Source organism: Ruegeria sp. AB7, from assembly GCF_056542625.1.
Genome location: NZ_JBQGAC010000001.1, coordinates 1,059,364 through 1,083,910, shown reverse-complemented (window position 1 = coordinate 1,083,910; position 24,547 = coordinate 1,059,364). Strand labels below are relative to the sequence as shown.

The 24,547-nt window shown below is 57.1% G+C and carries 24 protein-coding genes; 10 read left to right on the top strand and 14 right to left on the bottom strand.

The genetic code is table 11. The features are described 5' to 3' along the window. Positions 1-59 precede the first annotated feature (59 nt). The 5 genes from ACR0EN_RS05435 to ACR0EN_RS05415 all read right to left on the bottom strand — a co-directional run bounded on the left by ACR0EN_RS05435 (position 60) and on the right by ACR0EN_RS05415 (position 4,373). Entirely contained in the window at positions 60-575 is a 516-nt protein-coding gene (locus ACR0EN_RS05435) for a redoxin domain-containing protein (protein WP_170396117.1), read from the bottom strand. 84 nt (positions 576-659) lie between these two features. Further along, on the bottom strand, positions 660-1,940 hold the full coding sequence (locus tag ACR0EN_RS05430) for a TRAP transporter large permease (RefSeq protein WP_480585557.1): 1,281 nt from the start codon (positions 1,938-1,940) through the stop codon (positions 660-662). A 9-nt stretch (positions 1,941-1,949) separates the two neighbouring features. Next, the gene (locus ACR0EN_RS05425) at positions 1,950-2,477 is read right to left on the bottom strand and encodes a TRAP transporter small permease (RefSeq protein ID WP_170396119.1); all 528 of its coding nucleotides are present in this window, start codon (positions 2,475-2,477) and stop codon (positions 1,950-1,952) included. A 75-nt stretch (positions 2,478-2,552) separates the two neighbouring features. Beyond that, positions 2,553-3,536, bottom strand: a complete 984-nt coding sequence (locus ACR0EN_RS05420; RefSeq protein WP_170396121.1) for a TRAP transporter substrate-binding protein — start codon at positions 3,534-3,536, stop codon at positions 2,553-2,555. Between the two features lie 51 nt (positions 3,537-3,587). Continuing rightward, positions 3,588-4,373 (bottom strand): SDR family NAD(P)-dependent oxidoreductase, encoded by a 786-nt coding sequence (locus ACR0EN_RS05415; RefSeq protein WP_480585554.1) that lies wholly within the window; start codon positions 4,371-4,373, stop codon positions 3,588-3,590. Between the two features lie 260 nt (positions 4,374-4,633). Between ACR0EN_RS05415 and ACR0EN_RS05410 the strand changes: the two genes are divergently transcribed. Continuing rightward, complete coding sequence (locus ACR0EN_RS05410) at positions 4,634-5,314, top strand: GntR family transcriptional regulator (protein ID WP_170818000.1); 681 nt, start codon at positions 4,634-4,636, stop codon at positions 5,312-5,314. Between the two features lie 35 nt (positions 5,315-5,349). Further along, positions 5,350-5,661, top strand: coding sequence for a cupin domain-containing protein (locus ACR0EN_RS05405; RefSeq protein ID WP_170396125.1), 312 nt, complete (start codon positions 5,350-5,352; stop codon positions 5,659-5,661). A 140-nt stretch (positions 5,662-5,801) separates the two neighbouring features. On the opposite strand, the gene ACR0EN_RS05400 is transcribed toward ACR0EN_RS05405, so the two are convergent. Together ACR0EN_RS05400 and ACR0EN_RS05395 are read right to left on the bottom strand one after the other, a co-directional pair. Further along, positions 5,802-7,439, bottom strand: a complete 1,638-nt coding sequence (locus ACR0EN_RS05400; RefSeq protein WP_480585552.1) for a GMC family oxidoreductase — start codon at positions 7,437-7,439, stop codon at positions 5,802-5,804. A gap of 10 nt (positions 7,440-7,449) precedes the next feature. Continuing rightward, complete coding sequence (locus ACR0EN_RS05395) at positions 7,450-8,478, bottom strand: LacI family DNA-binding transcriptional regulator (protein ID WP_170817999.1); 1,029 nt, start codon at positions 8,476-8,478, stop codon at positions 7,450-7,452. A gap of 247 nt (positions 8,479-8,725) precedes the next feature. Here ACR0EN_RS05395 and ACR0EN_RS05390 point away from each other — a divergent pair, with 247 nt between their 5' ends. The 8 genes from ACR0EN_RS05390 (at position 8,726) to ACR0EN_RS05355 (ending at position 17,681) form a co-directional block, all read left to right on the top strand. Continuing rightward, positions 8,726-10,183, top strand: a complete 1,458-nt coding sequence (locus ACR0EN_RS05390) for an aldehyde dehydrogenase family protein (RefSeq protein WP_480585699.1) — start codon at positions 8,726-8,728, stop codon at positions 10,181-10,183. A 55-nt stretch (positions 10,184-10,238) separates the two neighbouring features. Further along, positions 10,239-11,213: an ABC transporter substrate-binding protein gene (locus tag ACR0EN_RS05385; protein ID WP_170396129.1), complete on the top strand. Its 975-nt coding sequence runs from the start codon at positions 10,239-10,241 to the stop codon at positions 11,211-11,213. 67 nt (positions 11,214-11,280) lie between these two features. Further along, positions 11,281-12,816: a sugar ABC transporter ATP-binding protein gene (locus ACR0EN_RS05380; protein WP_480453813.1), complete on the top strand. Its 1,536-nt coding sequence runs from the start codon at positions 11,281-11,283 to the stop codon at positions 12,814-12,816. Further along, positions 12,801-13,778, top strand: a complete 978-nt coding sequence (locus ACR0EN_RS05375; protein ID WP_170396131.1) for an ABC transporter permease — start codon at positions 12,801-12,803, stop codon at positions 13,776-13,778. Before ACR0EN_RS05380 ends, ACR0EN_RS05375 begins: the two co-directional genes overlap by 16 nt. Before the next feature lie 3 nt (positions 13,779-13,781). Further along, complete coding sequence (locus ACR0EN_RS05370) at positions 13,782-14,777, top strand: ABC transporter permease (RefSeq protein WP_170403549.1); 996 nt, start codon at positions 13,782-13,784, stop codon at positions 14,775-14,777. Then, a complete protein-coding gene (locus tag ACR0EN_RS05365; RefSeq protein ID WP_223117812.1) occupies positions 14,777-15,877 on the top strand; it encodes a mandelate racemase/muconate lactonizing enzyme family protein in 1,101 nt (366 codons plus the stop codon). Before ACR0EN_RS05370 ends, ACR0EN_RS05365 begins: the two co-directional genes overlap by 1 nt. Beyond that, positions 15,874-16,914, top strand: a complete 1,041-nt coding sequence (locus tag ACR0EN_RS05360) for a zinc-dependent alcohol dehydrogenase (RefSeq protein ID WP_480561291.1) — start codon at positions 15,874-15,876, stop codon at positions 16,912-16,914. Before ACR0EN_RS05365 ends, ACR0EN_RS05360 begins: the two co-directional genes overlap by 4 nt. Continuing rightward, positions 16,911-17,681 (top strand): SDR family oxidoreductase, encoded by a 771-nt coding sequence (locus ACR0EN_RS05355; protein ID WP_170466258.1) that lies wholly within the window; start codon positions 16,911-16,913, stop codon positions 17,679-17,681. Before ACR0EN_RS05360 ends, ACR0EN_RS05355 begins: the two co-directional genes overlap by 4 nt. Before the next feature lie 30 nt (positions 17,682-17,711). On the opposite strand, the gene ACR0EN_RS05350 is transcribed toward ACR0EN_RS05355, so the two are convergent. From ACR0EN_RS05350 to ACR0EN_RS05320, 7 genes are all read right to left on the bottom strand, one after another. Next, entirely contained in the window at positions 17,712-18,131 is a 420-nt protein-coding gene (locus ACR0EN_RS05350; protein ID WP_170646485.1) for a secondary thiamine-phosphate synthase enzyme YjbQ, read from the bottom strand. Between the two features lie 112 nt (positions 18,132-18,243). Then, entirely contained in the window at positions 18,244-19,107 is an 864-nt protein-coding gene (locus tag ACR0EN_RS05345; RefSeq protein ID WP_480585548.1) for a sugar phosphate isomerase/epimerase family protein, read from the bottom strand. A gap of 11 nt (positions 19,108-19,118) precedes the next feature. Further along, positions 19,119-20,009 (bottom strand): NAD(P)-dependent oxidoreductase, encoded by an 891-nt coding sequence (locus ACR0EN_RS05340; protein ID WP_170511757.1) that lies wholly within the window; start codon positions 20,007-20,009, stop codon positions 19,119-19,121. A 224-nt stretch (positions 20,010-20,233) separates the two neighbouring features. After that, positions 20,234-21,415: a mannonate dehydratase gene (gene uxuA / locus ACR0EN_RS05335; protein WP_480585546.1), complete on the bottom strand. Its 1,182-nt coding sequence runs from the start codon at positions 21,413-21,415 to the stop codon at positions 20,234-20,236. Further along, complete coding sequence (locus ACR0EN_RS05330) at positions 21,412-22,464, bottom strand: Gfo/Idh/MocA family protein (RefSeq protein WP_480585543.1); 1,053 nt, start codon at positions 22,462-22,464, stop codon at positions 21,412-21,414. Before ACR0EN_RS05330 ends, uxuA begins: the two co-directional genes overlap by 4 nt. Further along, positions 22,461-23,462, bottom strand: a complete 1,002-nt coding sequence (locus tag ACR0EN_RS05325; protein ID WP_480585541.1) for a Gfo/Idh/MocA family protein — start codon at positions 23,460-23,462, stop codon at positions 22,461-22,463. The genes ACR0EN_RS05330 and ACR0EN_RS05325 overlap by 4 nt, the downstream gene beginning before the upstream one ends. Further along, a complete protein-coding gene (locus ACR0EN_RS05320) occupies positions 23,459-24,475 on the bottom strand; it encodes a Gfo/Idh/MocA family protein (protein WP_480585538.1) in 1,017 nt (338 codons plus the stop codon). Before ACR0EN_RS05320 ends, ACR0EN_RS05325 begins: the two co-directional genes overlap by 4 nt. Positions 24,476-24,547 lie beyond the last annotated feature (72 nt).

The following is a 24,547-nucleotide window of genomic DNA, read 5'->3' as shown; positions in this document are numbered from 1 at the left end:
GGACAGCTATACTGGCCTAGCTGAGACTGGTTCGAATTCGCCTGACTGCACCGTTGCAGTTAAAAAACTGTTCCCCGGGTCGGTCGGTTGTTTTCGATATTGAACTTCATTCCGTCTAGCAATTCTTCAAGATCCGGGCGCGCAGCAGGGCCATTCGAAATGTCGACCAACATCAAACTGCCATCTGGTCGAATTCCGAATGCGCCGGGCTCTGCAAACAATGTGGTTGTCTCAGCCTCCGAAAGAGGGTCCGACACGTAGAGTCCAAGTGATCGCATCTGCGTTTCGGTCAATCCAAAGCCCAAGTTAAATGTCCAACCGAACTCTTCCTTGTCGGCCAAAGCCTTTTCTTTAGAGTCAGCAGAAACGACCACTACATCCATGACGCTGCTCCAATCAGCCAGCATGGCGTTCAATTTGTTGAGAAATCGCTTGCATCTGGGACAGTGACGCCCGCGATAGACGAAAAGCATCGTCCATCGATCTTTGGGCCGACCAATCTCTATTTCGCCACCGCAGACATCAAAAACACTGATCTGCTCGACTGGAGCATTCACTTTGGGTTTTTGCGACATGTCAGCTTCCTTTTTTCATTAAGAGAGAAACTCGAACACAAGCTTAGCTTCAAGTGTCTGCCTTTAAACTTGAATGTACTTTATTCACCCAACCAAGCTTGGCAGTGTTAGTGAAATCGCGGGTACAAAAGTGATAAGCATTAATGCGAAGAGAATTGCCAAGTAGAAGGGCCATATTGTTCGCACGGCTTTCTCCATTGGCAATTTACCCACGGCGCAACCGACAAACAGGCAGGATCCGACCGGTGGTGTACACAATCCTAATCCCAAATTCACGAGCAAGATCATCCCGAATTGCAGCGGATCAATCCCAAGGCTGTTGGCAACGGGTAGAAAAATGGGTGTGCAGATCAGAATTAGAGCTGCCATATCCATAATCATTCCAAGCAACAACAAAACCGCATTTACCATCAGCAGGATGAATATCGGATTTTCTGTCAACCCAGTAAGCAGATCTACGGTTCTGTCCGGAACTCTGTAAAAGGTCAGCATGTAGGCAAACGCACCAGCGCATGCGATTAATATCATTACCATCGCCGTCGTGCGCACAGCAGAAGAGACGGCAATACAAAAGTTTTCCCACGTTATGCTTCTGTAGACGATCAGAGTGACCACAAATGCGTAAATGGCCCCAAAAGCTCCGGACTCCGTAACGGTGAAAATACCCGACAACACACCGCCGACGATAATCACAGCCGTCAAAAGTCCTGGAATTGCACTGAAGAAGCTCACTACGAGCGCTGACCAACCCGGGAAAGTCTCAGCTTGATAACCTCTGCGCACCGCTACAAGGTACGCCGCCACAGCAAGGCAAAGGCACATTAAAACTCCTGGAACAACGCCCGCAAGAAACAGCTTCGAGATCGATATTCCACCCCCGGCTGCGATCGCGAAAATGATCATATTGTGACTGGGTGGAATAATTATACCGGCAATCGAGGACGTAACGGTCACGTTTACGGCGTAATCTGCATCGTAACCTTTCTCTTTCATCACAGGAACCAAGATAGACCCTAGTGCGGAAATGTCTGCTATGGCCGATCCTGAAATCCCCCCAAAAAGCATCGAAGAAAACACGTTCACAATTCCCAAGCCGCCGCGCACGGCCCCGACAGCGGCTGAAGCAAACCTGACGAGACGCATGGCTATCCCGCCGTGGAACATCAGCTCACCTGCAAAAATGAAGAACGGGATCGCCATCAACGAGAATACATTGATCCCGGAGACGATCCGCTGAAATCCGATCATCAAGGGTAAGCCTTCGAACCAAAATGCCGAAATGGCCGCTATTCCAAGCGCGAATGCTACAGGCGTTCCGATCAGAACGCAGAGGGCGAACACGCCAAGCAACAGAAGTATTCCCATCATTCGCCTCTATTCGATGCTGTCATTGCGCTCGTCAAAACCGACATAGAGGCGGATTAGATGACCAACGGAAAAGAGTAATATGAGTCCTCCGCCAATTGTGAGAGGCAATGAACGCAAGCCTTCGGGGACTTGAATCAATGGGATTAGCGATCCCCACTTAAAGATCGTAAGTCGAGCTCCGAACCACAGCATCAAAGCGCCGAACCCAGACATAAGCACGTCTGTGCAGATAACCAAAATGGTCCTCACACGTGGAGGAACTGCGGAACGCACGAGAGACACGGACAAGTGCGTGTTATCGTGTACACCTACAGCCGCCCCGAGAAACGCTATTGTCATGACGAGTAGCAAGGCGACCTGCTCGACCCAGGTCGGCGTCGCATTCAGGACATAGCGACCAAATACAAGCCATCCGAATATGACCGTGATGACAACCAGTGCGACACCAGTCAAAACCCGGCAAATATCGGCGATCCAATCCAGGATCTGGATCATCTTGCGCACTGGTGCCGGGGGCAGGGAAGTATAACTCATTGGCTCACAACTCTTGATCAGGCGTCCGGACCCGCATGTGCGGGACCGGACAATATCAGACCCAATGTAGCTAAATCAGTCCGTCGCCTGGATAGTCTCGACAAGCGGGCGTAAATCGGGGTTCGTAGTAAAGTAGGCTTCGTAAACCGGGCCCATAGCCGCTTGAAACGGGGCTTTGTCGGCCACTTCATTCACGACCACACCAGCTTCTTCGACGGCTGTACGGCTGGCTGCTTCGCGCTCGGCCCACAATTGCCGCTGAAGTTTTGCAGATTCCTGAGCTGCCTCTCGAACCGCGGCCTGCATCTCAGGTGACAGTGCGTTGAACGTGTCGGTATTAATGCAGATACATTCGGGTATGATCAGGTGCTGAGACAGCGAATAGAAACCTGCAACTTCGAAGTGGCCAGTTGACTCGTACGATGGCCAGTTGTTTTCGGCACCATCGACGACACCGGTTTTCAGCGCCTGATAAACTTCGGCAAACGCCATTGGCGATGGGTTGCCACCAAGCTCAGAAATCATGCCTGTAAAGAGGTCATTATTCATGACCCGAACTTTCATTCCCTCAACATCGGCAGGTGCGTTGATTGCCTTTGTTCCGTTGTAGAAGGAGCGAGCGCCAGCGTCATACCACGCAAGAGGTGTCAAGCCTTTGGCTGCCATGCCCGCTGCAATTGCCTCGCCACCATCACTGTCCAAGACGCGGAACATGTGCGGGACGTCTTTGAATATAAAGGGCAACGATACAACATTGGCCTCGGCGACAATCGGGCCAATTGGGCCCAGGTTAAAGTTGCCGACTTCCAATGCGCCTGCGCGGACCTGTTCAACCGCGTCGGGCTGACTGCCCAGCGTGCCCCCATGGAACATTTGAAGGCTGATTTCACCGCCAGTTTTTTCCGTAATGAGTTCTGCGAATTTGTCCATCGCGATGGTGTTTGGGTAACCGTCCACGTGGATATTCCACCCGCGCCAATCCTCTGCGAAGGATGCGCTCCCGGTAATTGCGACCACGGTCGCGGCGCTCATCAGCGTTTTAGTCAGTTTGATATTCATATTTTCCTCCCTAGAAAACAGACAGTTGACTCGATGCCCGGCGAAGGCCGGTTATGAAAAGAGCAGGCCTCCGTTGATGTCGATGTTCGCGCCCGTAATGAAAGCAGCGGCGTCTGAGGCCAGATAGGCGACCAGATTGGCGACATCCTCAGATGTGCCTTCGCGTTTAAGCGGCGTGGCGCCGGCCACGTTGGTCCGCACTTCGCTTTTTGTGAAGACATTGTGAAAATCGGTGTCGATCATGCCCGGGCAAACCGAATTTACCCGGATGTCCGGCCCCAGTTCTTTGGCCAATCCACGCGTCATCGTCATGACCGCACCCTTCGAGGCCGCATAGGCGACGGCGCCTGGGCCACCCCCGTCACGCCCCGCCTGACTCGCAAACCCGACGATCGCGCCGCCTTTTTTCATATGCGGCAACACGGCCTGAACAGCGCGAGCAAAAGAAGTGGTGTTCAGGTCCATGACATGGCACCAATGCTCCATATCCATCTCAGACAGGGTCTTCCGGGCCAGCAATCCGCCGGTCACGTGGGCAAGAATGTCGATCCGAGGTCCGAATGTCGCAATAGTCTCCGAGATCAGCCTTTCCACATCCGCACCGGAGGTCATGTCGCCCTGTATGGCAATCGCCTTACCTCCGGCAGCCGTTATTTCCTGAACCGCCGATTCCGCACCCGAAGATGAGCTGTGATAGTTGATCGCGATCGACGCTCCAGCCTTGGCCAGTTTCATGACGCAGGCGCGGCCAATGTCCCGTCCGCCGCCGGTTACGATCGCAACCTTCCCTGCCAGTTCCAAGTAAGGGCCAATCTGTTCAGCGTTCAATTCGGTCATTTTCCTGTCCCTTTGGGTCCCCGGTCATCCAGTCAGTGCGCCCGTTTTGGTCTTTGAGCCTTAACGAGCATTCAGCAGTGTTGCCTATTGTAGTCGACTAGGATACTAGTATTGTCAACAATTTTGTTTGGGATCCTCAAAAAGCATCGCACGGCGCGTGCCAATAGGATTGGTTGGAGATACATTGAGGAATATCGGAGGGAGGGGCCTAGTGGCCCAGAATGCCGCCGGTGTTGGTCACGCGCAGAAAAAGGCAGGAAATGCAAAGTATTACGGATAAAATCGAGCGGCGCACCACCACTGACATCGTATATGAGAGTTTGTACGAGGCGATCGTTTCACTGGAAATTCTGCCGGGAACAAAACTGTCCGAAGCAGATATTGCAAAAAAGTTCGAAGTGTCGAGGCAGCCGGTCCGCGATGCTTTCAACAGGCTTGAGGCGCAGGATTTGCTGCTGATCCGGCCACAGAAAGCCACGCGGGTACGTAGTTTTTCCATGGAACGCATCGGTCATGCACGCTTTGTTCGCCTCTCGGTCGAGTTGGAAGTGGTGCGCGCTGCATGTCGGAACTGGAAGCCCGAGTATTCGAAGCAACTGGAAGACAATCTCAAGCAGCAGAAAGATGTCGTTTCAGGGAACGAGGCCGAAAAGTTCCATCAGCTCGACTATGACTTTCACCGGCTGATTTGTGAGTTGAGCGGCAACCCGCTGGCCTTCAATACGATTCAGGAATGCAAAAGAAAGATCGATCGCCTGTGCGTTCTAAGCCTTGGGCGCGAGAGCGAGGCCGACATTCTGGTTCGGGATCATGTTGAGCTGGCAAAAGCGCTAGCAGACCGCGACGAGGCGACTGCGACCGAGACAATACGCCGTCATTTGGGCCGTATCGACAAGACCATCGAGGAGGTTCACTCGAAACATGCCGAGTATTTCGAGTAAATTGAACGCCGCCAACTGACTAAGGACCTCGCATTATGACCAAGAGCTATCCGATTGTATCACCTGCATCAGGTGTCACGCGCCAGGTTTTGGCGGATAATGAAGACCTCATGATGGTTTCATTCCGGTTTGAAGAAGGTGCCGAAGGCGTGTTGCACGACCATCCGCATGTGCAGTCGACATTTGTGCGGTCTGGGCGGTTCAACTTTGTCATCGGAGATCAGGAGCGAGCGTTGGAACCCGGTGACAGCCTGATCATTCCGTCCGGTGTAAGCCATGGTTGTGTTTGCCTGGCTGCCGGAGAGTTGATCGACTGCTTCACGCCCAGGCGGGACGATTTTCTGTAAGGCGTTTTCCGTCCGCGCCATGACCTTTGGCCACGTTCTGCGCATTGAGGCAGGGTAGTCTATTTTCGGTGGGTCGGGCAGGGCGACGCCATATTCTGCGTTAGAAATCGGATCAATGACGGGCGACGCCGCAGCTCAGGTTAGGAATTGCGTATCTCGCGGGCTGATCCGATGCCGAGGATCAGGTCGGCGCATCGTTCGCCCAGCATCATGGCAGGTGCGTTTGTGTTGCCGGCGTTGATGTCGGGCACGGCTGACATGTCGCACACCCGCAAGCTCTCGATTCCGCGCACGCGCATCCTGGCGTCCAGCACGGCCATTCCGTCGCCGTCCCGGCCCATTTTGGCAGTGCCCGCCGGGTGATAGTTGGTTTTTACGAATCGCTTGCAATGTGCTCGTAGCGTCTGGTCGTCGTCCGCTGTGGGAATGACGATTTCGCGAACCCTTTGAGCAAGCGGGCCCGAAGTGAATGCCCGGCGAAAGAACCGCTGCCCCCGGATCATCTCCTGCATGTCGTCTTCATGCTTCAGAAGGTTGGGCGAGACCACTGGCATGGTGTGAGGATCGGCCGAGCGAAGCCGGACCTCTCCGCGTGATTTCGGTTTGACCACGACGGTCGTAACGGTCAGGCCAAAGTCATCCTGCACCTCTTCCAGAGCGTCGCGATCCAGATAAACAATTGGCACGCAAAAAGCTTGAATGGTTGGTTCTCCATCAGGAATCGACGGATTGACAAACGCGCCGGCTTCGACTCCGGCGGAAGTCACCGGTCCGCTGCCGAACAGTTTGAACTGGATGCCGTTGCGAAGCATCCGCCAGCCCTCACCTTGTTTGAAGTATCCGTAGGGACCGTTGGCAAAGGCGGTAATTGGAACTTCGGGGTGGTCGATCAGGTTCTGGCCAACCCCAGGCAATGGGCAGATCACGGGAATACCGTGATCGGCAAGATGTGCATCGGGTCCGATGCCTGATAGCATTAGGATTTTTGGCGTCACCAGAGCGCCCGCCGCAACGACAACTTCACCATCGCACCGGACCGTGTGGGCTCCGCGTTTGTCTCGGTACTGCACGCCGACGGCCTTATCGTTTTCGATGATGACTTTGCTGACCGTTGCGTCAAGCTGGATGGTCAAGTTCGGGTTCGTCTCGAGAGGGGCGAGAAACGCATAGGCAGACGAACTGCGCTTACCGGCGCGATTGGTGAACTGATAGAACCCGACACCGCGCTGCGTTGCGCCGTTAAAGTCCGTGTTGAATGGTTCGCCAAGGGCCTGCACCGACTGAACAAACCAACGTGACATGTCGTCGATATGCCCCGGATCCGAGACCTGCACCGGACCGTTGCTGCCATGCAGGTCATTGTGAAGCCTGTTATTGTCTTCCATTCTACGGAAGTAGGGCAGCACATCATCCCATCCCCAGCCGACCCCGTCGTTGGTCTGTCGTAGCAGGTCGTCCCACGCGTCATAATCAGAAGGGCGGCCGCGCATATAGACCTGGGCATTCACAGACGACCCGCCACCCAGCACGTTGGCCTGCGGAATGTCATGCACGCGACCGTCCAGGTGGTCCTGCGGTTCGGTCTGGTGGTAGGTCATGAACTTGGACCCGTTGATCATCTTGAAGATACCCGGCGGCATGTCCAGCAACGGATGGCGGTGCGAATGCCCGGCCTCCAGCACCAGAACCCTGCACTTGCCCTGGTTGACCAGTCGCGCTGCAGCGGCTGCGCCGGCAGAGCCGCCGCCGATGACGATATGATCGAAGGTTTCCGTCATGAGTTCGCCTTCAGGACCGGCGTTTGGGTTCGCTGATCGAGTCGCGCTCCACCAGTTCGCATTCAAGCTTCACGAGAGGGTGTCGCTGACCATCCGTCGGACCGTGGAACAACTGTTCGATGACCCAGCGTCCCATCGCCCTAGTTGGAAGGATCATCGAGGTCAGGGGGGGCGACAGGTGTCGCGCGGTTTCGTCATCGTCAAATCCGATGACCGAGATGTCTTCGGGGATGGATAGGCCAAGTTCCTTGAGCGCCTCATAGCAGCCGATCGCCATTCGGTCATTCTGACAGAAAATGGCGGTTGGCGGAGAGGGCAGGTCCATCAATTCGCGCGTGGCAGCATAGCCTGCGCTGGGCAGCCAGTTGCCCTCGATGACCAAATCCTCGTCAAATGGGATGTCGGCGGAAGCAAGGGCGTTTCTGTACCCGGTCGTTCGCCCTGCGGCGCATTCCATGAACGGCTCGCCGGTGATGGTGGCGATTCGTTTGTGCCCCGCCTTGATCAGGGCGTTGGTCGCCGTATGTCCAGCAGCGACTTCGCCGGGGATCACCGCAGGAAAAGAGAGGTCGTCGCAAAAGCAGTTCAGCAGCAGAACCGGGGTTGCGGTCTGCCTGAGTATTTCCGGAACGACCACCCGCCGGGTGAAAACGGTTGCGTAAATGATGCCCGCAACCTGTTGGTCGAGGAAATACCTAAGCGTTCTGGGTTCGACCTCGGGGTCGTTTTGGGTTTCTGCCAGCAATACAAGATTTCCCGTGTCCCGAACGGCCTGTTTCACGCCATTAAACGCGTTTACCATTTCGGGGCTCGACGCCAGATCGTCCACGACAAAAGCGATGGTGCCGTCTAACGCCGAGGGTCGAGGCGCGCTGTCCTGGGGTTTCCTGAGTTGAGAGGGCATGGCGTATCCAAGCGTGTTGGCGGCATCCAGGACTCTTTGCTTTGTGTCCTCGGAGATTTTGACGGAATCGTTCTTGTTTAGAACCAGCGATACTGTCGTCTGTGAGCACCCGGCGACGCGTGCAATATCATGCATCGTTATGCGCTGCCGGCCCGCGACTCGTCCCACGCCCCTGTGCTGCCCGGTCTTGTTCGCTTGATCGTTCATCGCTCAACCTTTTTGTTCGCTTCCTTTTTATCGACTATGCGGAGGACACGCAACTAATATTAGTGAATAGTAATTAATATTAGTGTTGACGAAATAATATTATTAGTGTTTTGATCGGCAGTGCGGTCGCCAATGTGGTCTGACCGAGCAAACGCGGGAGGCGAAATTGCGGTCTGTGGTGGGGGAGTTGGGTCAGGTGGTTCGGCATTCGATGTTCATCGATGGCCGCTTTACCGACTCTGACGCGGACACGGTTGGTGTCGAGAACCCTGCAAATGAAGAGATCGTTGCGCAAGTTCCAGATGGCGGTGCCGCTCATGCGGATGCGGCCGTCGAGGCGGCCCATCGTGCTTTTAGCTCGTGGTCCTCGCGTCCGGCGATCGAGCGGGCGCGACTGGTTCAGCGGTTGGCCGAAGCCATCCGGATTGACGCCGGGCGTCTGGCAGCCTTGATCACGGTCGAGCAGGGCAAGCCGATCACGCAGGCCCGAAGTGAAGTTGATGCCGCTGTTACCTTTCTTTGCCATGCGGCTGAAGAGGCCCGGAGGATTTCGGGTGACATAGTGGCATCGGACAACAAGTCCGAGGAAATCCAGATCCGGCGTCATCCTTATGGCGTTGTTGTTGCGTTGACGGCCTGGAACTATCCGTTGGCATTGGCCGCCAGGAAAGTCGGGCCTGCGCTGGTCGCGGGCAACACTGTTGTTCTGTTGGGGCACGAAATCACGCCGCTGTCCGGTCTCGCGATCGCCGAGCTTGCCGAAAAGGTCGGGTTTCCGCCCGGTGTTCTGAATGTTCTGACAGGCAAGGGGCCGGTGGTAGGGCAGCGGTTGGTCGAACACCCCGATACCTCACTGATCACAATGACCGGCAGCACACGAGCCGGTAAAGAGATTTTTCGCGCCGCGGCCGACCGGATCAAGGTTGTCCGGCTCGAGCTTGGCGGCAAGGCTCCGTTCATCGTGATGGAGGATGCGGATATTGACGCCGCCGTTTCGGCCGCGATTGCCGCCCGGTTTGCCAATTGCGGCCAGATTTGCACCTGCAACGAGCGTATGTATCTACATCGCGGCATTGCGGATCAGTTTCTTGAAAAATTCGTGTCTGCGGCCCGTGCTTTGTCGATCGGGGATCCGATGGAGGACTGCGATCTGGGTCCCAAAGTCAGCAAGGCCGAGGTGTCCAAGGTCGACGAAATCATTAAGCGCAGCATCACGGAAGGTGCCACGGTTCATCTGGAAGGCGGGCCCCTGTTGGACAGCGCGCACCGCAAAGGACACTGGATGTCCCCGACGGTTCTTGAGGTCTCAGACAACGGCAATGCCGCGATGCAAGAGGAGGTTTTTGGCCCTGTGGCGACAGCCATGCGAGTCGAAGATTTTGATCAGGCGATAGAATTTGCGAATGACACATCATTCGGGCTGTCTGCCTATCTCTTTACGGGATCGCACCGGCGATTGATGGAGGCCCCGAGCCGTTTGAAGTTCGGCGAATTGTACCTGAACCGCTCCAATGGTGAGGCCGTACAGGGATTTCACACCGGTTGGGGTTTGTCCGGGGTTGGGGGCGAAGACGGCGCGTATGGCTTCGATGGCTATCTGAGGAAACAGACGACTTACATGAATTGGGCATGACCTGAGAACTCGCGGTCAAAACGGAGGCGACCGCACCAATGGAGGAGGAATAACCATGAAACGCAGAACTCTTTTGATCTCGACGGTTGTCGCGGGTGCGCTGTTGGGCACCACGGTGATCGCGCAGGATCTGCCACCGCTTGAGCAGAAGGATCGCTACAAGGTCGGCTTTGCGCAGATGGAATCGAACAACCCGTGGCGCATTGCCGAAACGAAATCTTTCCATGACACAGCCGAGGCCTGTGGCTGGGATCTGATCGCGACGGATGCGGCCGGATCTGCGGCCAAGCAGGTTGCGGATGTGGACAGCATGATCGCCCAAGGCATCGACGTTCTGTTCCTGCCCCCGCGGGAAGAAAAGCCGTTGATCCCAGCCGTTATGAAGGCCCGTGCAGCGGGAATCCCGACCTTTTTGGTGGACCGCTCGGTTGATCCGGCCGTTGCCAAGCCGGGCGAGCATTTTGTGGCGTTCCTTGGGTCGGATTTTATTGATCAGGGCAACCGGGCCGCACAGTGGCTGATGGAGAATTTCGACGGCGACAATGGCGTCATCGTCCAGTTGGAGGGCACGACTGGTTCTTCACCTGCAAATGACCGCAAAAAAGGTTTCGACGACGCGATTGCAGCGGATGACCGCTTTGAGATCGTGGCTTCTCAGACCGGTGACTTTGCGCGCGACCTGGGTCGTCAGGTGATGGAAACCCTGCTGCAGGCGCACCCCGATGTGAACGTGGTCTACGCCCACAATGACGAGATGGCGATCGGTGCGATCCAGGCTCTGGAACTGGCCGGCCGCAAGCCCGGCGAGGACGTGACCATTGTTTCGATCGACGGGACACGCGATGCACTTCAGGCTATTATCGATGGCAAGATGGGGGTGACGGTGGAAAGCTCACCCTTCTTCGGCCCTCTGGCTTGTGAAGTCATGAAAAAATACGCAGCTGGCGAGGCGATCCCGGAATGGGTGAAAGTCGAAGATCGCATCTTTACCAAAGACAATGCGGCCGATCACATCGACGAAGCCTATTGATTCTCCCTGGTGGGTGGTGCTGGCCTGTGGTCGGCGCCGCCTGCAAGCAATCGGAGGAAGACATCTCATGAATGCGCTCGTCTCGATGTCGGGAATTGAAAAGTCCTTTGCCGGCGTGCCGGCACTTAGCCAGGCCAACCTGGAAATCGCGCCCGGCGAGGTTCATGCGCTGATCGGCCAGAACGGTGCGGGCAAATCGACGATGATCAAGGTTCTGACCGGAGTTTACGATCGGGATGCCGGCGACGTTCATCTGGCGGGCGTGCCAAGCCGAATTTCCACTCCGCGCGAAGCGCAGGAATCCGGAATTGCCACCATCTATCAAGAGCTCAACCTGGTACCGCTGCGGTCAGTGACTGAAAACATCATTATGGGGTACGAGCCCAAACGTCTCGGCTTTCTGGTCGACTGGCGCGAGGGCAACAGGCGCGCACGCGAGGTGCTTACGCGCTTTGGCATAGATATCGACGTGACCGAGCCGTTAGGAAATTTCTCGACAGCGATCCAGCAGTTGGTTGCAATTGCGCGGGCTGTTTCGCTGGATGCGAAACTTGTCATCATGGACGAACCCACGTCGTCGCTGGATGCCAGCGAAGTCGAGGTGCTGTTCGGTGTTGTGCGCGAGTTGAAGAAACAGGGCGTGTCTGTTCTTTATGTTTCGCATTTCCTCGATGAGCTGTTCCAAATATGCGATCGAGTCACAACGATGCGAGATGGGCGCACCGTCAGCACGCGTAACGTCCAGGACACGACCAAACTGGAAATGATCGCGGACATGCTGGGCCGCAACAAGGATGAGATCGCGGCAGACGGTTTGACGGACTTCGCAGGTGCCAAGGCCAAGAAAGGCGATATCGTTTTACGGGCGGACTCTGTTTCAACAGGCCCGCGGCTGACGCATTTCGACCTCACGCTCCACCGCGGGGAAATCGTCGGGTTGGGCGGATTGCTGGGCTCTGGCCGGACCGAGGCGGCGCGCGCTTTGTTCGGAGTGGACGGGAAACGCAGCGGCGCAATCGAGTTGCATGGCACGGTCGGTCAACCGTCCGGACCGGGTGACGCGATCGCGAACGGCGTCGGCTTTCTGACCGAAGATCGCAAGGCCGAAGGGATCATTCCAGACATGTCCGTGCGCGAGAACATGACGCTGGCCCTGCTGCCGAAACTGGCCAGCCGTGGTCAGATCGATTTTGCCCGCGAGCGCGAGATTGTTCAGGCGTTCATCGACGATCTGGGCATCAAGGCGGCGCATATGGACCAACCCATTCGCGAATTGTCCGGCGGCAACCAGCAGAAGGTGCTGCTTGCCCGTTGGCTGGCGACGCAGCCCGACATCCTGATACTCGACGAGCCGACCCGAGGCGTGGATGTTGGCGCCAAGCGAGAGATCCAATCGTTCATTCGGTCTTATGTCGAGAAGGGGTTTGGCGTCGTTCTCATCAGTTCGGAATTCGAAGAGCTGGTGGAAGGCGCCGATCGCATCGTTGTCATGCACGAGGGGCGCTCGGTCAAGGAACTGACCAACCCCGGGGTCACCGAGAACATACTGGTGCGTGCGCTTGCGCATCATGAAGAAGGAACTGGTTCATGGACCGCGCAATGAAGTTGCCGCAACGGGTCGCATCAATGCCCTTCCGCTTTCACGGCGGCATCGCCGCGTTAGTCGCCCTGCTGGTGTTCAACGCGTTTTTCACACCTAATTTCCTGCAACTGCAAACCCTGTTCGTAAATATCAGCCAGGTCGCTACGATCGCCATCGTGGCCATGGGGATGACGCTGGTAATCGCCACGGGTGGGATCGATCTGTCGGTTGGGGCGGTCATGGCGCTGGCGGGGGCGCTGGCCCCGCTGATCTTTCTGTCGGATCTGGGCGCTGCCAATCCGATGCTAGGCGTCACTTTGGCCATTGTCCTGCCGCTGTTCATTGCGGGGCTATGCGGGGTGTTCAACGGCGTGATGGTTGCCGTGTTGAACGTGCAGCCCATCGTTGCGACGCTCATTCTCTTCATCTCTGGTCGCGGTATTGCCCAAGTCTTGACTAACGGAAACCTGCAGACGTTTTCAAACCCTTCATTCAGTTATCTTGGAACTGGTAAAGTGCTTGGATTGCCGTTCCAGGGCTGGCTGGCGCTGGCCATTGCCTGTGTGCTGTTTTGGGTGATCACCAGAACCACATGGGGCCGTTACTTGCTGGCCATAGGGGGCAATGAACGCGCGGCCTATCTGTCGGGTGGTCCCGTCCGACGGGTCAAGATCGGGGCCTATGTAATCTGCGCGGTGCTTGCGGGCCTAGCCGGTTTGATCGTGGTTGCAATCAACTCGGCCTCGGACGCCGCGCGCAACGGCAATCTGATGGAGCTTGATGCCATCGCGGCCGCGGTTGTTGGCGGGGCTCTTTTGCAAGGCGGGCGAGCGCCGATCTTTGGTGCCATACTGGGTGCCGTCATCATCCAGTTGGTCAAATATACATTGTTGGCCAACGGGGTAGAGGACGAAGTTGCACTGATCGCCAAGGCCGTCATCATTATCCTGGCCGTTTGGGTCCAGCAGTTTCGGAGGACTTAATCGATGTTGGATGAAACGGCTTTTGACCTGCGAAAATACCTTAGACGTAATTCGGCCTCGGTGACGGTGTGGATCGCACTGCTGGCTTTGATTCTGTTCGGGCTGATGCGCTATGACAACTTTGGCAGCGCCTACAATTTCTCGTCTTTCCTGAATTACAACGCGATGTTCATCGCGATTGCGCTGGGCATGTGTTTTGTGATCATGACCGGCGGGATTGATCTGTCGGTCGGATCCGTGGCGGCCTTTACCTCGGTTGTTGCGGCCTATCTCAGCCCGTATGGGATTCAGGTTGCGTTGCCGGGGGCCGTTCTTGCCGGGGTTGGTTTCGGGGCGATCAACGCCTTTTGCATAATCATCCTTCGGATCCCGCCCTTCATCGCCACGCTGGCCACCATGCTGGCTGCAAAAGGCGGCGCATTGGTGATTTCGGGCGCCCAGACAATTTCGGTCGATTGGGGGTCGAACTTCACCAAGCTTGGCATGGGGCAGGCGTTTGGCCTGTTCCCATGGGCGATCGTCATCGTGGCCGGACTGACTCTGGCACTTTGGCTGGTGCTGGAAAGAACAACCATCGGGCGGACCGTCTTGGCGATCGGTGGCAGCGAGGATGCCTCGAACCTCATGGGTCTGAAGGTCAATCGCGCCAAGGCTTTTGTCTACCTGCTGTCGGGTGGCTGTGCGGGGCTGGCCGGAGTCTTTCTTGCCTCGGGTTTTGGAGCTGGGCAACCCCTTGAAGGCATCGGATGGGAATTGTCAGCCATCGCTTCTGTGGTTGTAGGCGGCACTTTGTTGACGGGTGGGATGGGATCGATCCCTGCGACCGTCGCCGGCGCGCTGTTGCTGGGGCTGGTCTTCAACGTTCTAAACTTTGAAAACGGTCAGGGCACCATCAGTTTCAGTGCCTATTGGCAAATGGTCATACGTGGAGGCTTTCTATTTGCGGTCATCCTTTTACAGTCTCGGGTTATTGCCAGGCAGCAGAAGGTCTTAGGTTAATGAATCGCATAGAAAGTGTATCAGCGCGGCTGTTCAACGTTCCGCTCGCCGAAGTCCTAGTCGATGCCAAACATGGGGATCACACGTTTTTTCAATTGATCACGGTCACCATTCAAACCTCGGATGGGGTCGAGGGGGTCGGGTATACCTATACCGGGGGAAAGGGTGGTCACGCCATTCTGGCGATGATCAAGCATGACCTGGCACCGTTCCTTGTTGGACAAGACGCCGAACAGATCGAAAGCCTGTACGATGCCATGCAGTGGCACGTGCACTACGTGGCACGGGGCGGGATCGCCTCGTTTGCCATCTCGGCCGTGGATATTGCACTGTGGGATATTCGCGGCAGAACGCAGAATGCGCCATTGTGGCAGATGGCCGGTGGAGCGTCGAAAAGGTGCAAGGCCTATGCCGGCGGGATCGACCTGAATTTCTCGTTGGAGAAACTGCTGCGTCAGACCGAAGGGTACCTTGCGCGTGGGTTCAACGCAGTCAAGATCAAGGTCGGTCAACCAGACCTGGCCGACGATCTTGCACGTGCCCGGGCGGTGCGCGAGATGCTGGGGCCGGACCGGTTCTTCATGGTCGATGCGAATTACTCTATGAGTGTCGAACAGGCCATCGTCGCTGCCAGAGGGTTCGCCGACTGCGATATCCTGTGGTTCGAGGAACCGACTATTCCAGACGATTACAAAGGTTATGGTCGGATTGTCGAAGCGACGGGCGTTCCCCTTGCCATGGGTGAAAACCTGCACACCATACACGAATTTGAATACGCCTTTGATGACGCGAAACTGAGTTTTGTCCAGCCCGATGCCTCAAACTGCGGTGGAATCACCGGCTGGCTGCGCGTGGCCGCGCTAAGCGCACAGCACGGCATTCCGGTTTGCAGTCATGGGATGCAGGAGCTGCACGTCAGCCTTGTTTCTGCGCAACCCAACGCAGGCTGGCTAGAAGTACACTCATTCCCGATAGACCAGTACACGACCCGTCCACTAGTTGTCGAAGACTGTCTGGCCGTGGCCCCGGATACCCCGGGAACCGGAGTGGAATTCGACTGGGACAAATTGAATGCGGAACACAAGGAGATGCATAGATGACGACCCAGACGATCACTGCCGCATACTACAGGGGTAAAAAGAGCTTTGCAGTAGAGCAAGCCCAAGCGACAGATCCGGGTCCCGGCGAGGCTGCCATTCGTGTTGCCTATTGTGGGATTTGCGGGACGGATATGCACGTCTACCACGGCAACATGGATGCCCGCGTCGGCCTGAACCGGGTGATTGGGCATGAGATGTCAGGTGTGGTCGAAGCGGTGGGCGAGGGCGTCGATACGGTCAAACCCGGCCAGAAGGTCGTTGTCCGACCGCTTGATCACTGCGGAGAATGCCCAGCTTGCAAGCGGGGGCATCAGCATATCTGTCAGAATCTCAAGTTTCTCGGCCTCGACACCGATGGCGCTATGCAAGAGATCTGGACTGTTCCGGCCCACACGTTGCACGTTCTGCCGGATGACTTGCGCATGGATCATGCGGCGCTGATCGAGCCGGTTGCCGTTGCCTGCCACGATGTGCGGCTGTCTGACCTGCAACCTGGAGAGGACGTTGTCGTTATCGGCGGCGGCCCGATTGGCATCCTGGTTGCCATGGTTGCGCGGGACGCGGGTGGAAATGTCGTAATTTCCGAAGTGAATCCGAACCGTCTTGCGATAGCTGAAAAACTTGGCTTTGACACGATCAACCCAATCGAAACCGATCTGGTGTCCACAATCAACGCGCGCACGGGCGACAAAGGGGCAGATGTAGTTTTCGAAGTGTCGGGAACGCAGCCCGGTGTTGATGCGATGACCGCTGTTGCAGCGACTCGGGCCCGGATCGTAATGGTCGCGATCCATGCTCAAAAGCCCCAGATCGACCTGTTCCAGTTCTTCTGGCGAGAGCTGCAACTGATCGGTGCTCGGGTCTATGAGCCAGAGGATTACGAGAAAGCCATTGCAGTTGTCGCCTCGGGCGGAGTGGACGCGGATGTTGTGATCACGGACGTCAGCCCTCTGGCAGACATCCAGGCCGCGTTCGAAGCACTGGATCGCAGCCCAACCGCAATGAAAAGCCTGATCGAAGTAGGACCGCGTTCATGAGTGTTTTGCAAAGTTTCGACCTGACGGGAAAGACGGCCCTTGTGACCGGGTGCAAACGCGGTATCGGGCGCGGTATGGCCGAAGCATTGGCATCGGCCGGAGCCAATATCATCGGAGTGTCCGCCTCGCTCGAGCTGTCTGGCTCGGATGTCGAAAAAGCCGTGACGGCGATGGGACGCAATTTCCGGGCCTACCAATGCGACTTCTCGGATCGCACCGCGCTGCATGGGTTCATTGATCAGTTGAGGGCCGACGGACAAACCCCTGATATACTTGTCAACAATGCCGGCACGATCAAACGCAAACCCGCCGCCGAACACCCGGACGACTGGTGGGACGAAGTGATGGAGGTGAACCTGTCCTCGCAGTTCGTTCTGTCACGCGAGATCGGCAAGGATATGCTGGCGCGCGGCTCGGGGAAGATCATCTTCACTGCATCGCTGCTTACTTTTCAGGGCGGCATCACCGTTCCGGGCTATGCGGCCTCGAAAGGCGGGATTGGACAGCTGACCAAAGCCTTGGCCAACGAATGGGCCGGGCAGGGCGTAAACGTGAATGCGATCGCGCCTGGCTACATCGCGACCGACAACACCCAAGCCCTGCGGGATGATCCGGTCCGGTCGAAGTCGATCCTGGAACGAACACCCCAAGGCCGTTGGGGTACGCCTGTTGATTTTGCCGGACCGGTGGTCTTTCTGGCCTCTGCTGCGTCGGACTTCGTCAACGGTGAAATCCTTGTAGTCGACGGGGGCTGGATGGGGCGTTAGCACTGCCAACGCTCCATGTGATCCAAGGCATCACGTCCCGATGTAGTGCACCTTCAATCGGCGTGCCTTGGGTGCTTCCCGATGTTCGAACAGGTACAGGCTTTGTACGCGACCCAGCGGAAGCTGCCCCTGTTCGACCGGGATCGATACCTGAGTTTGCGTCAACAGCGCCCGCAGATGCGATGGAGCGTTGTCGTCCTCGGTCGGGCGGTGGTGATACTTGCCTGGTGACTTGGGCACGAGTTTCTCGAAGAACGTCTCGATATCCTTGAGCACTTCGGGATCGGCATTGGCCTGCACCAACAGCGCGGCACCGGTGTGGACGCACCAAAGGGTCAGCAGGCCCGAGACAAATTCGTGTTCGGACACCGCACGCTGAACGATCCTGCTGATGTCGATGAGGGATTTGCCCGGCGTTTCAATCGACAGCTCGAAAAACTCTTGCTTCATCCAGCAGGCCCTTTCCTTGATTTCACGCGAGCGCGCCCAGCTTTCTACATCTCACTTGGCATTCAGCAATGGGGGTCAAGCTTTTGATTTTGAACGCATATTGACAATATTTTTATGCAAACAGGCTTTTGAACTGGTCCACACACAGACGAAAACCATCTTCGAAATTCCCGTTGCCGGGGTGATAAACACTCTCGAAGGAAATGACGCCATCATAGGCGTCGGATCTGAGCGCGTCCGCGATGGGTTGGAACAAAGGCGCAAGCTGACCTTCCCCCATGCGGCGCACTTCCAGCGTTGCCCGTGGCGTGTCGACCTTCACGTCCTTGATGTGAATGTGACCCAGATAGCCGCCGCGCAGTTCTTCATAACCGTCCGGATATGCCAGTTCATGGCACCAGCAGTTGTTTCCGGGGTCCCACAGCACTTTCAAAGAGTCTTTCGCGTCCAACTCGTCAATCAGCTTGCGGGCTGTATAGTTGGAATTGACCAGCGTGCCGTTTCCGGTTTCCACGACAAGCGTCACGCCCTCAGCTCTTGCCAGTTCAACCGCCGGCGCGATCAGCGGCGGCATCGAGTCCCATACCCCATGCGCTACGTTCCACTTCTCGGCGCCGTTTTTTCCCCACAGTATCTGCTCTTTTCGTTGCGTCATGATCCGAACCAGCGGAGACCCAACAACATGCGCCATGTCGATTACGCGTTTCAAGGCGTCCATATGCCGAGTGTGGAGGTCGTCGCCGGGCCTATTGGCAGCTGTCATCCCCGCAAAGATATGGCGCGACAGACATGACACAGGCTTGCCCCGGTCGCGCAAAAGCGCGTCGATCTCGGCAATTTGCTGCGGGGAATGATCCCCGACCTCCGCATCGCCAACGAATTGAAGCTCTGCATAGTCCAGGCCGAACTCGTCCATCACGTCCACGGCATGCCGCAGATCGCGGGAAATGCCGTCGCAAATCACACCTAATTTCATGTCCAGTCCCCTCAGCGATGCAATTCTGCGCCAACGATCTCTTCGATGACGCGAGTACACACCCAGTTGTCGCCATTCGGGTATTTAGTTTTTCCTGCGTGAAAGATCTGCATTGCGGATGATGCTGTGTGCATTGGAACGCCCAACGCACCGGCCAGTGCCAGCGAGATCGTCAGGTCCTTGTGCATGGTTGCGATATGGCTGCCGGTGGCCTCGAACTTGCGATCAATGATGTTTTCAAGGGCGGAATTCACGACGCCGCACCCCGCGCTGGATGAGGAGAACACATCAAGCAATGCCTGACCGCTGACACCGGCTTTGGCCGCCAGGGCCGCAGCCTCGAATGTGGCGGAAAAGATCGATCCGATCAGGGATTGCAGACAGGCTTTCACGGTTTGCCCGTCGCCAGCGTTTTCTCCGACTCGATGAATTGTTGCAGACACTGCCTGCATGACTTCGGCGTTTCGGTCCAGCACATCCGCAGCACCGGCAGCCATCATCGTCAATGTGCCGTTCTGCGCGCCGGGAAACCCACCTGAGACCGGCGTGTCGATCAGATGTATGCCTGAGCCTTCCATATCCTGCCCGATGGCGCGGGCTTCGGCCGGGGTAATGGTCGCCGACAGGATGACCGTCCCGCCTTTGGCCATGTTCGCAACCAGCCCGTTTTCACCCAGAATGACATCGCGGGCCTGATCTCCGTTCATTACCATGACAAACACACTGGCGGCGTGTCGACCGACCTGTCCCACGCTGTCCTTGGGCTGGCCGCCCATGTCAGCAAATGCCGTCATGCGCGTCTCGCTCAGGTCGAAACCTGATGTTTCAAAGCCATTCTTGATCAGGTTCTTGGCAAGGCCGCTGCCCATGTCGCCAAGACCTATTACGCCTGCAGTTTTCATTTAGACTCCTCCCGATATTTCGCCATTGCCGTATGGCAGACGTTTCGAAAAATGATGCCCAATCGCATCGGTTTTCGCGGGAGTTTCACGCGTCTTGAACAGACGTCGGGCGAGTCCGGAAGACACCCCGCTGCCCGTTTACGTATAGCAATTAAACGAAGAATGCGGCGCTCAGGCAAGCATAGAAGTGTTGCGGGCGAAAAGAAACCGCCTGATCCGACGCGTTAGGAGAACGCCGCCATGATGCCGCGCAGTTCCGCAAGCCCGCGCATACGCCCGATCAACGGATAGCCGGGAGTACTGTGTCCACCCAGATCGCTCAGCAGTTCTTGTCCGTGGTCGGGTCGCATCGGAATTTGCCAGTCGCAACGCCCTTGGGATTTGCGGCGGCGCTGTTCGTTCATTAGTTCGCGAATGGTGCCGACCATGTCGGTGTCGCCCTCCAGATGCGGGGCCTCAAAGAAGTCCGGCTTCTGGCTGTCTGACCCGGCGATGCGTTGGGTATTCCGCAGATGGACAAAGTGAATTCGGTCGCCATGCCTGCGCACGAAGTCCGGCCCATCAAATTCGGGAGACACTCCCAGCGATCCGGTACACAACGTTGCGCCGTTCGCCAACAAATCAACCGCATCCAGAACGGCGCCGTAGTCATCGGTGCTGGACATGATCCGCGGCAGACCAAGCAACGAGAACGGCGGATCATCTGGATGACAGCACAAGCGTAGATCCAGTTCTTGGGCGACTGGTGCGACTTCTGACAGGAAGTCGATCAGGTTTGCGCGAAGCTGGTCACGGTCTATATGAGCATAGTTTCGCAACAAAGCGCGCACGTCCTGCACGCTCCACTGATCGTTGGCGCCGGGCAACCCCGCAGTGACATTATGCTGCAATTGGGCCATGGATTTATCCGACATGCGCAAGAAGCGATCCTTGGCCGTTTGCTGGACGTCGCTGGAATAGTCTTCGGACGCGCCCGGCCGCTTGAGAATATGTATGTCGAAAACAGCAAAATCGGTCAGGTCGAACAGCATGGCCGTTCCGCCGTGCGGCTGCGGGGCGCGAAGGGCGGTGCGCGTCCAATCCAGGATTGGCATGAAGTTGTAGCAAACGACTTTGATGCCACGGGCGGACAGGGCCCTGAGGCTGGACTTATACGCCTGCAGATGTTCAGCCATGTCTGCGGACTGTGTTTTGATCGCCTCGGAGACGGGCAGGCTTTCGACAACGTCCCAACTGTACCCGGCAGTAGCCAGAACTGCCTGCCGATCGGCGATGCTTGGTTCGTCCCAGGGCTGTCCCGGCGGGATGTCATGCAGCGCGGTGACGATGCCCTGAACCCCGACTTGATGGAGAGCGGCCAAGGCGATCGGATCTTCGGGTCCGAACCAACGCCAGCATTGTTTCATGGCAGCCATCCTTCATACAGCGGGTGATCGGGCCTGATGGGAAGGGCAACGCGCTGCCCCGTGCGCGCCGCGTGATAAATCGCCGTCACAAGGCCGATGGACGCTGCGCCGTCCTGCAGCGTAACGGCCGAATTTGCCTCGGACCGCAGCGCCCTGCCGACTTCGGTAAAGAACCCTTCGAAACCTATTGGCTCGTCAGTGGCGGCTGCAAGGGCCTCGTCGATAGCGGCTTGATTCACAGGGTCCCGCGCGACGAATGTCCAGGGCGTTTGACCTGGGGCATAGGGTTCGGTGCCAGAGGTGGCGGTCACCTTTTCAAAGACGAGCCGCAGGCGGGTTTCGTCCGTGGCGGCGCCCAAGGTGATATTGCTTGTGCACAAAGCGCCGGAAGTCATGCCAAAACAGATCGCGGCGCAGTCTTCGGTCTCGATCGGGTTGACCCGCGTTGTGGCCATTGCAGACACCCAGGCGATATCACCCGCAATATGAGTCAGCAGATCATGGTTGTGAATGGCATGGCCCAGCACTGCGCCGCCGCGTTCACCAGCCCATGTTCCCCGCCACGGCACTGCGTAATAGTCTGCCCCTCGGGACCAATGGGTCTCAAGCGCGGCAGTTTGGACCGCTCCGGTTAGGCCTGCGCGTTGCAGGTGGCGCAGCTGGGCCAGTGACGGCCCCCACCGGTATTGAAACACCGGAAACACCTGCTTGCCCGCGCTGCGTGTGGCTGCCGTGATCCGATCCACATCTTGCATCGAGGTCGCAAGAGGCTTTTCGCAGACAACGTGTTTTCCTGCGGCCAGTGCCGCAAGCGTGGTTGGTACATGCAGATGCGGCGGCAGGCAGATGTCGATGACATCAATCGCCGGATCATCCAGAGCGTCCTGAATGTTGGTTAGTGCTCGAAAATCCGAGTTCTGCCGTATCTGTTCGATCCGGTCCGTATTCTGGTCGACCACGGCAGCTACGCGGAAGGTGCGGTCAAGCCGTTCCAGAGCGTCCAGATGTTGAGCACCGATACCTGCGCCAAGGATCGCAACGTTGATCATCTGCGTTCCGCCACTTCCTGCGCGTGCAGTGCCAGTTCCATGACCGTAAAGCAGTGGGTCTGTGTCATCGCGGTTTCGGTCCGGTTGCGGATGTCATCGGCCAGGCGCGCGAAGTAGGGAAGGCCGGCGTCGGCTGCGTCGATCTTTTGGCAGGTTTCACCATTGACGAGGATCAGATGGTCTGTCCCTGAGGCGCCACCCACATCGACGTATTTCCGCAACTCGATATATCCTTCGGTTCCGAGGATCGTCAGACGACCATCCCCCCAGTTTGGCAAGGCATCCGGCGTGAACCAGTCAACCCGGATGTACCCGGTGCCATTCTCGCTTCGTAGATTGAGCTCTCCGAAATCCTGCAACCCGGGATCTTTGGGGTTTGCGTAGTTCGCCACATAAGCGTTCGTGATTTCTGCGGTTTTCGAACCTGTGTAATGCAAGAACTGATCGATTTGATGCGAAGCGATGTCGGTCAGAATGCCGCCATAGCGGTCACGCTGAAAAAACCAATCCGGCCGGGTTGCCCGGTTCAATCGGTGCGGGCCAAGCCCAATCGTCTGGATCACGCGCCCGATGGCACCGGACTCGACCAACTCGGTCGCCCGGGTGCTGACGGGCGTTTCAAATCGTTCGGAAAAATTCAGCGACCAGATTCGACCGGTGTCGGCGACCGCTCGCTTGATCTGGTCGAGTTGCTCGAACGTCGTGCAGCCCGGCTTGTCGCTCATGACATCCATGCCGTTTTGCATGGCGCGGATCGTCAACGCGGCCCTATCTGCCGGTATTGCCGAAATCAGCGCCAGATCCGCCCCACAGGTTAGGGCGTCTTCCAGTCGGGCCAGCCGCGGAATATCGGGAAACCTTTTGACGTAGCCCGGTAGCGTTTCCGGATCGCCTTGTGTCCAGTAGCCAACGCAGTCCACGCCGATTTTACGCATGTTTTCCGTCATGCCATAGATATGGCGGTGGTCCAGGCCAAGGGCGACGCAGGTCAGGCTCATGAGATGACTCGTGTTTTCTGGCCGGTTCGATTGGCGATCTGCATCGCGTCTATGACGGCGTGGGTCAAAAGGGCACTGCGTCCGGTGGCCATGGGCAGCGTGCCATCGGCAACAGCCTTGGCAAAATCCTCGATGACCGCCTGATGCCAAGCATGGGTGAACGCCATGGGATCGGCCCCTCCGCCTGTGGCGGACGTTTCGCCAACCGTGGATTTATGACCATCGAAAGTCGTTAAGGTCAGGACACCTGACTCCAGATGCGCTTTGGCGCGTGTGCCTTGGATGGTAATGGACTCAGCGGCCCCGGGATATTCGGCAGTAGTCGCCATCATAGTGCCCACGGCGCCTCTATCCGTTTCAAAGACTGCACCTGCCCAATCCTCAGCTTCGAGATCGTGTAACGGAGTTTTTCTCATCACGGCTTGAATGTCCGAGATCGGCCCCAGCAGCCACATCGCAAGATCAAGCGTGTGGATTGCCTGCGAGATCATGACACCGCCTCCGTCGCGCGCATAAGTGCCGCGACCCGGCTCGTCATAGTAGCTCTGATCGCGCCACCAGGGGACACGGATCTCCACCGTGGCGATCGCGCCCAGCTCACCCTGTTCAATGGCTGATTTCAGCGCCTGCGAGGCGGCGCGGGCGCGGTGCTGAAAGATTATGCCCAGCGGCACACCGGATACCTCGCACTGCTCGACGATGGCTGTCGCGGCGCCCAGCGTTCTCTCGATGGGCTTTTCCATCAGGATCGGTTTCGAAGCGCTCGAAAGAACCCGAACCAACTCTGAGCGCTGATCGGGCGGTGTTGCGATGATCGCAAAGTCGACGTTTGGGTCGTCTGCGATTTCCTCGATCGAGCCGAATGCGCGGGTGCCGTATCGCCGCGCGAACTCAGCTGCTTTTTCAGAGTTGCGCCCGAGGACGCCGGCAAGACTGAGGCCTTGATCCGATGCTTGAATGGCAGCGACATGCGTGCCCGAAACCATCCCCAAACCAATCAGCGCAATATTCATTCATTCCCCCGGATCACTCGGTCAGTCTGCGGGTTCGAACGGGAAAGATGCAACCATTAAAAACTGTGTTAA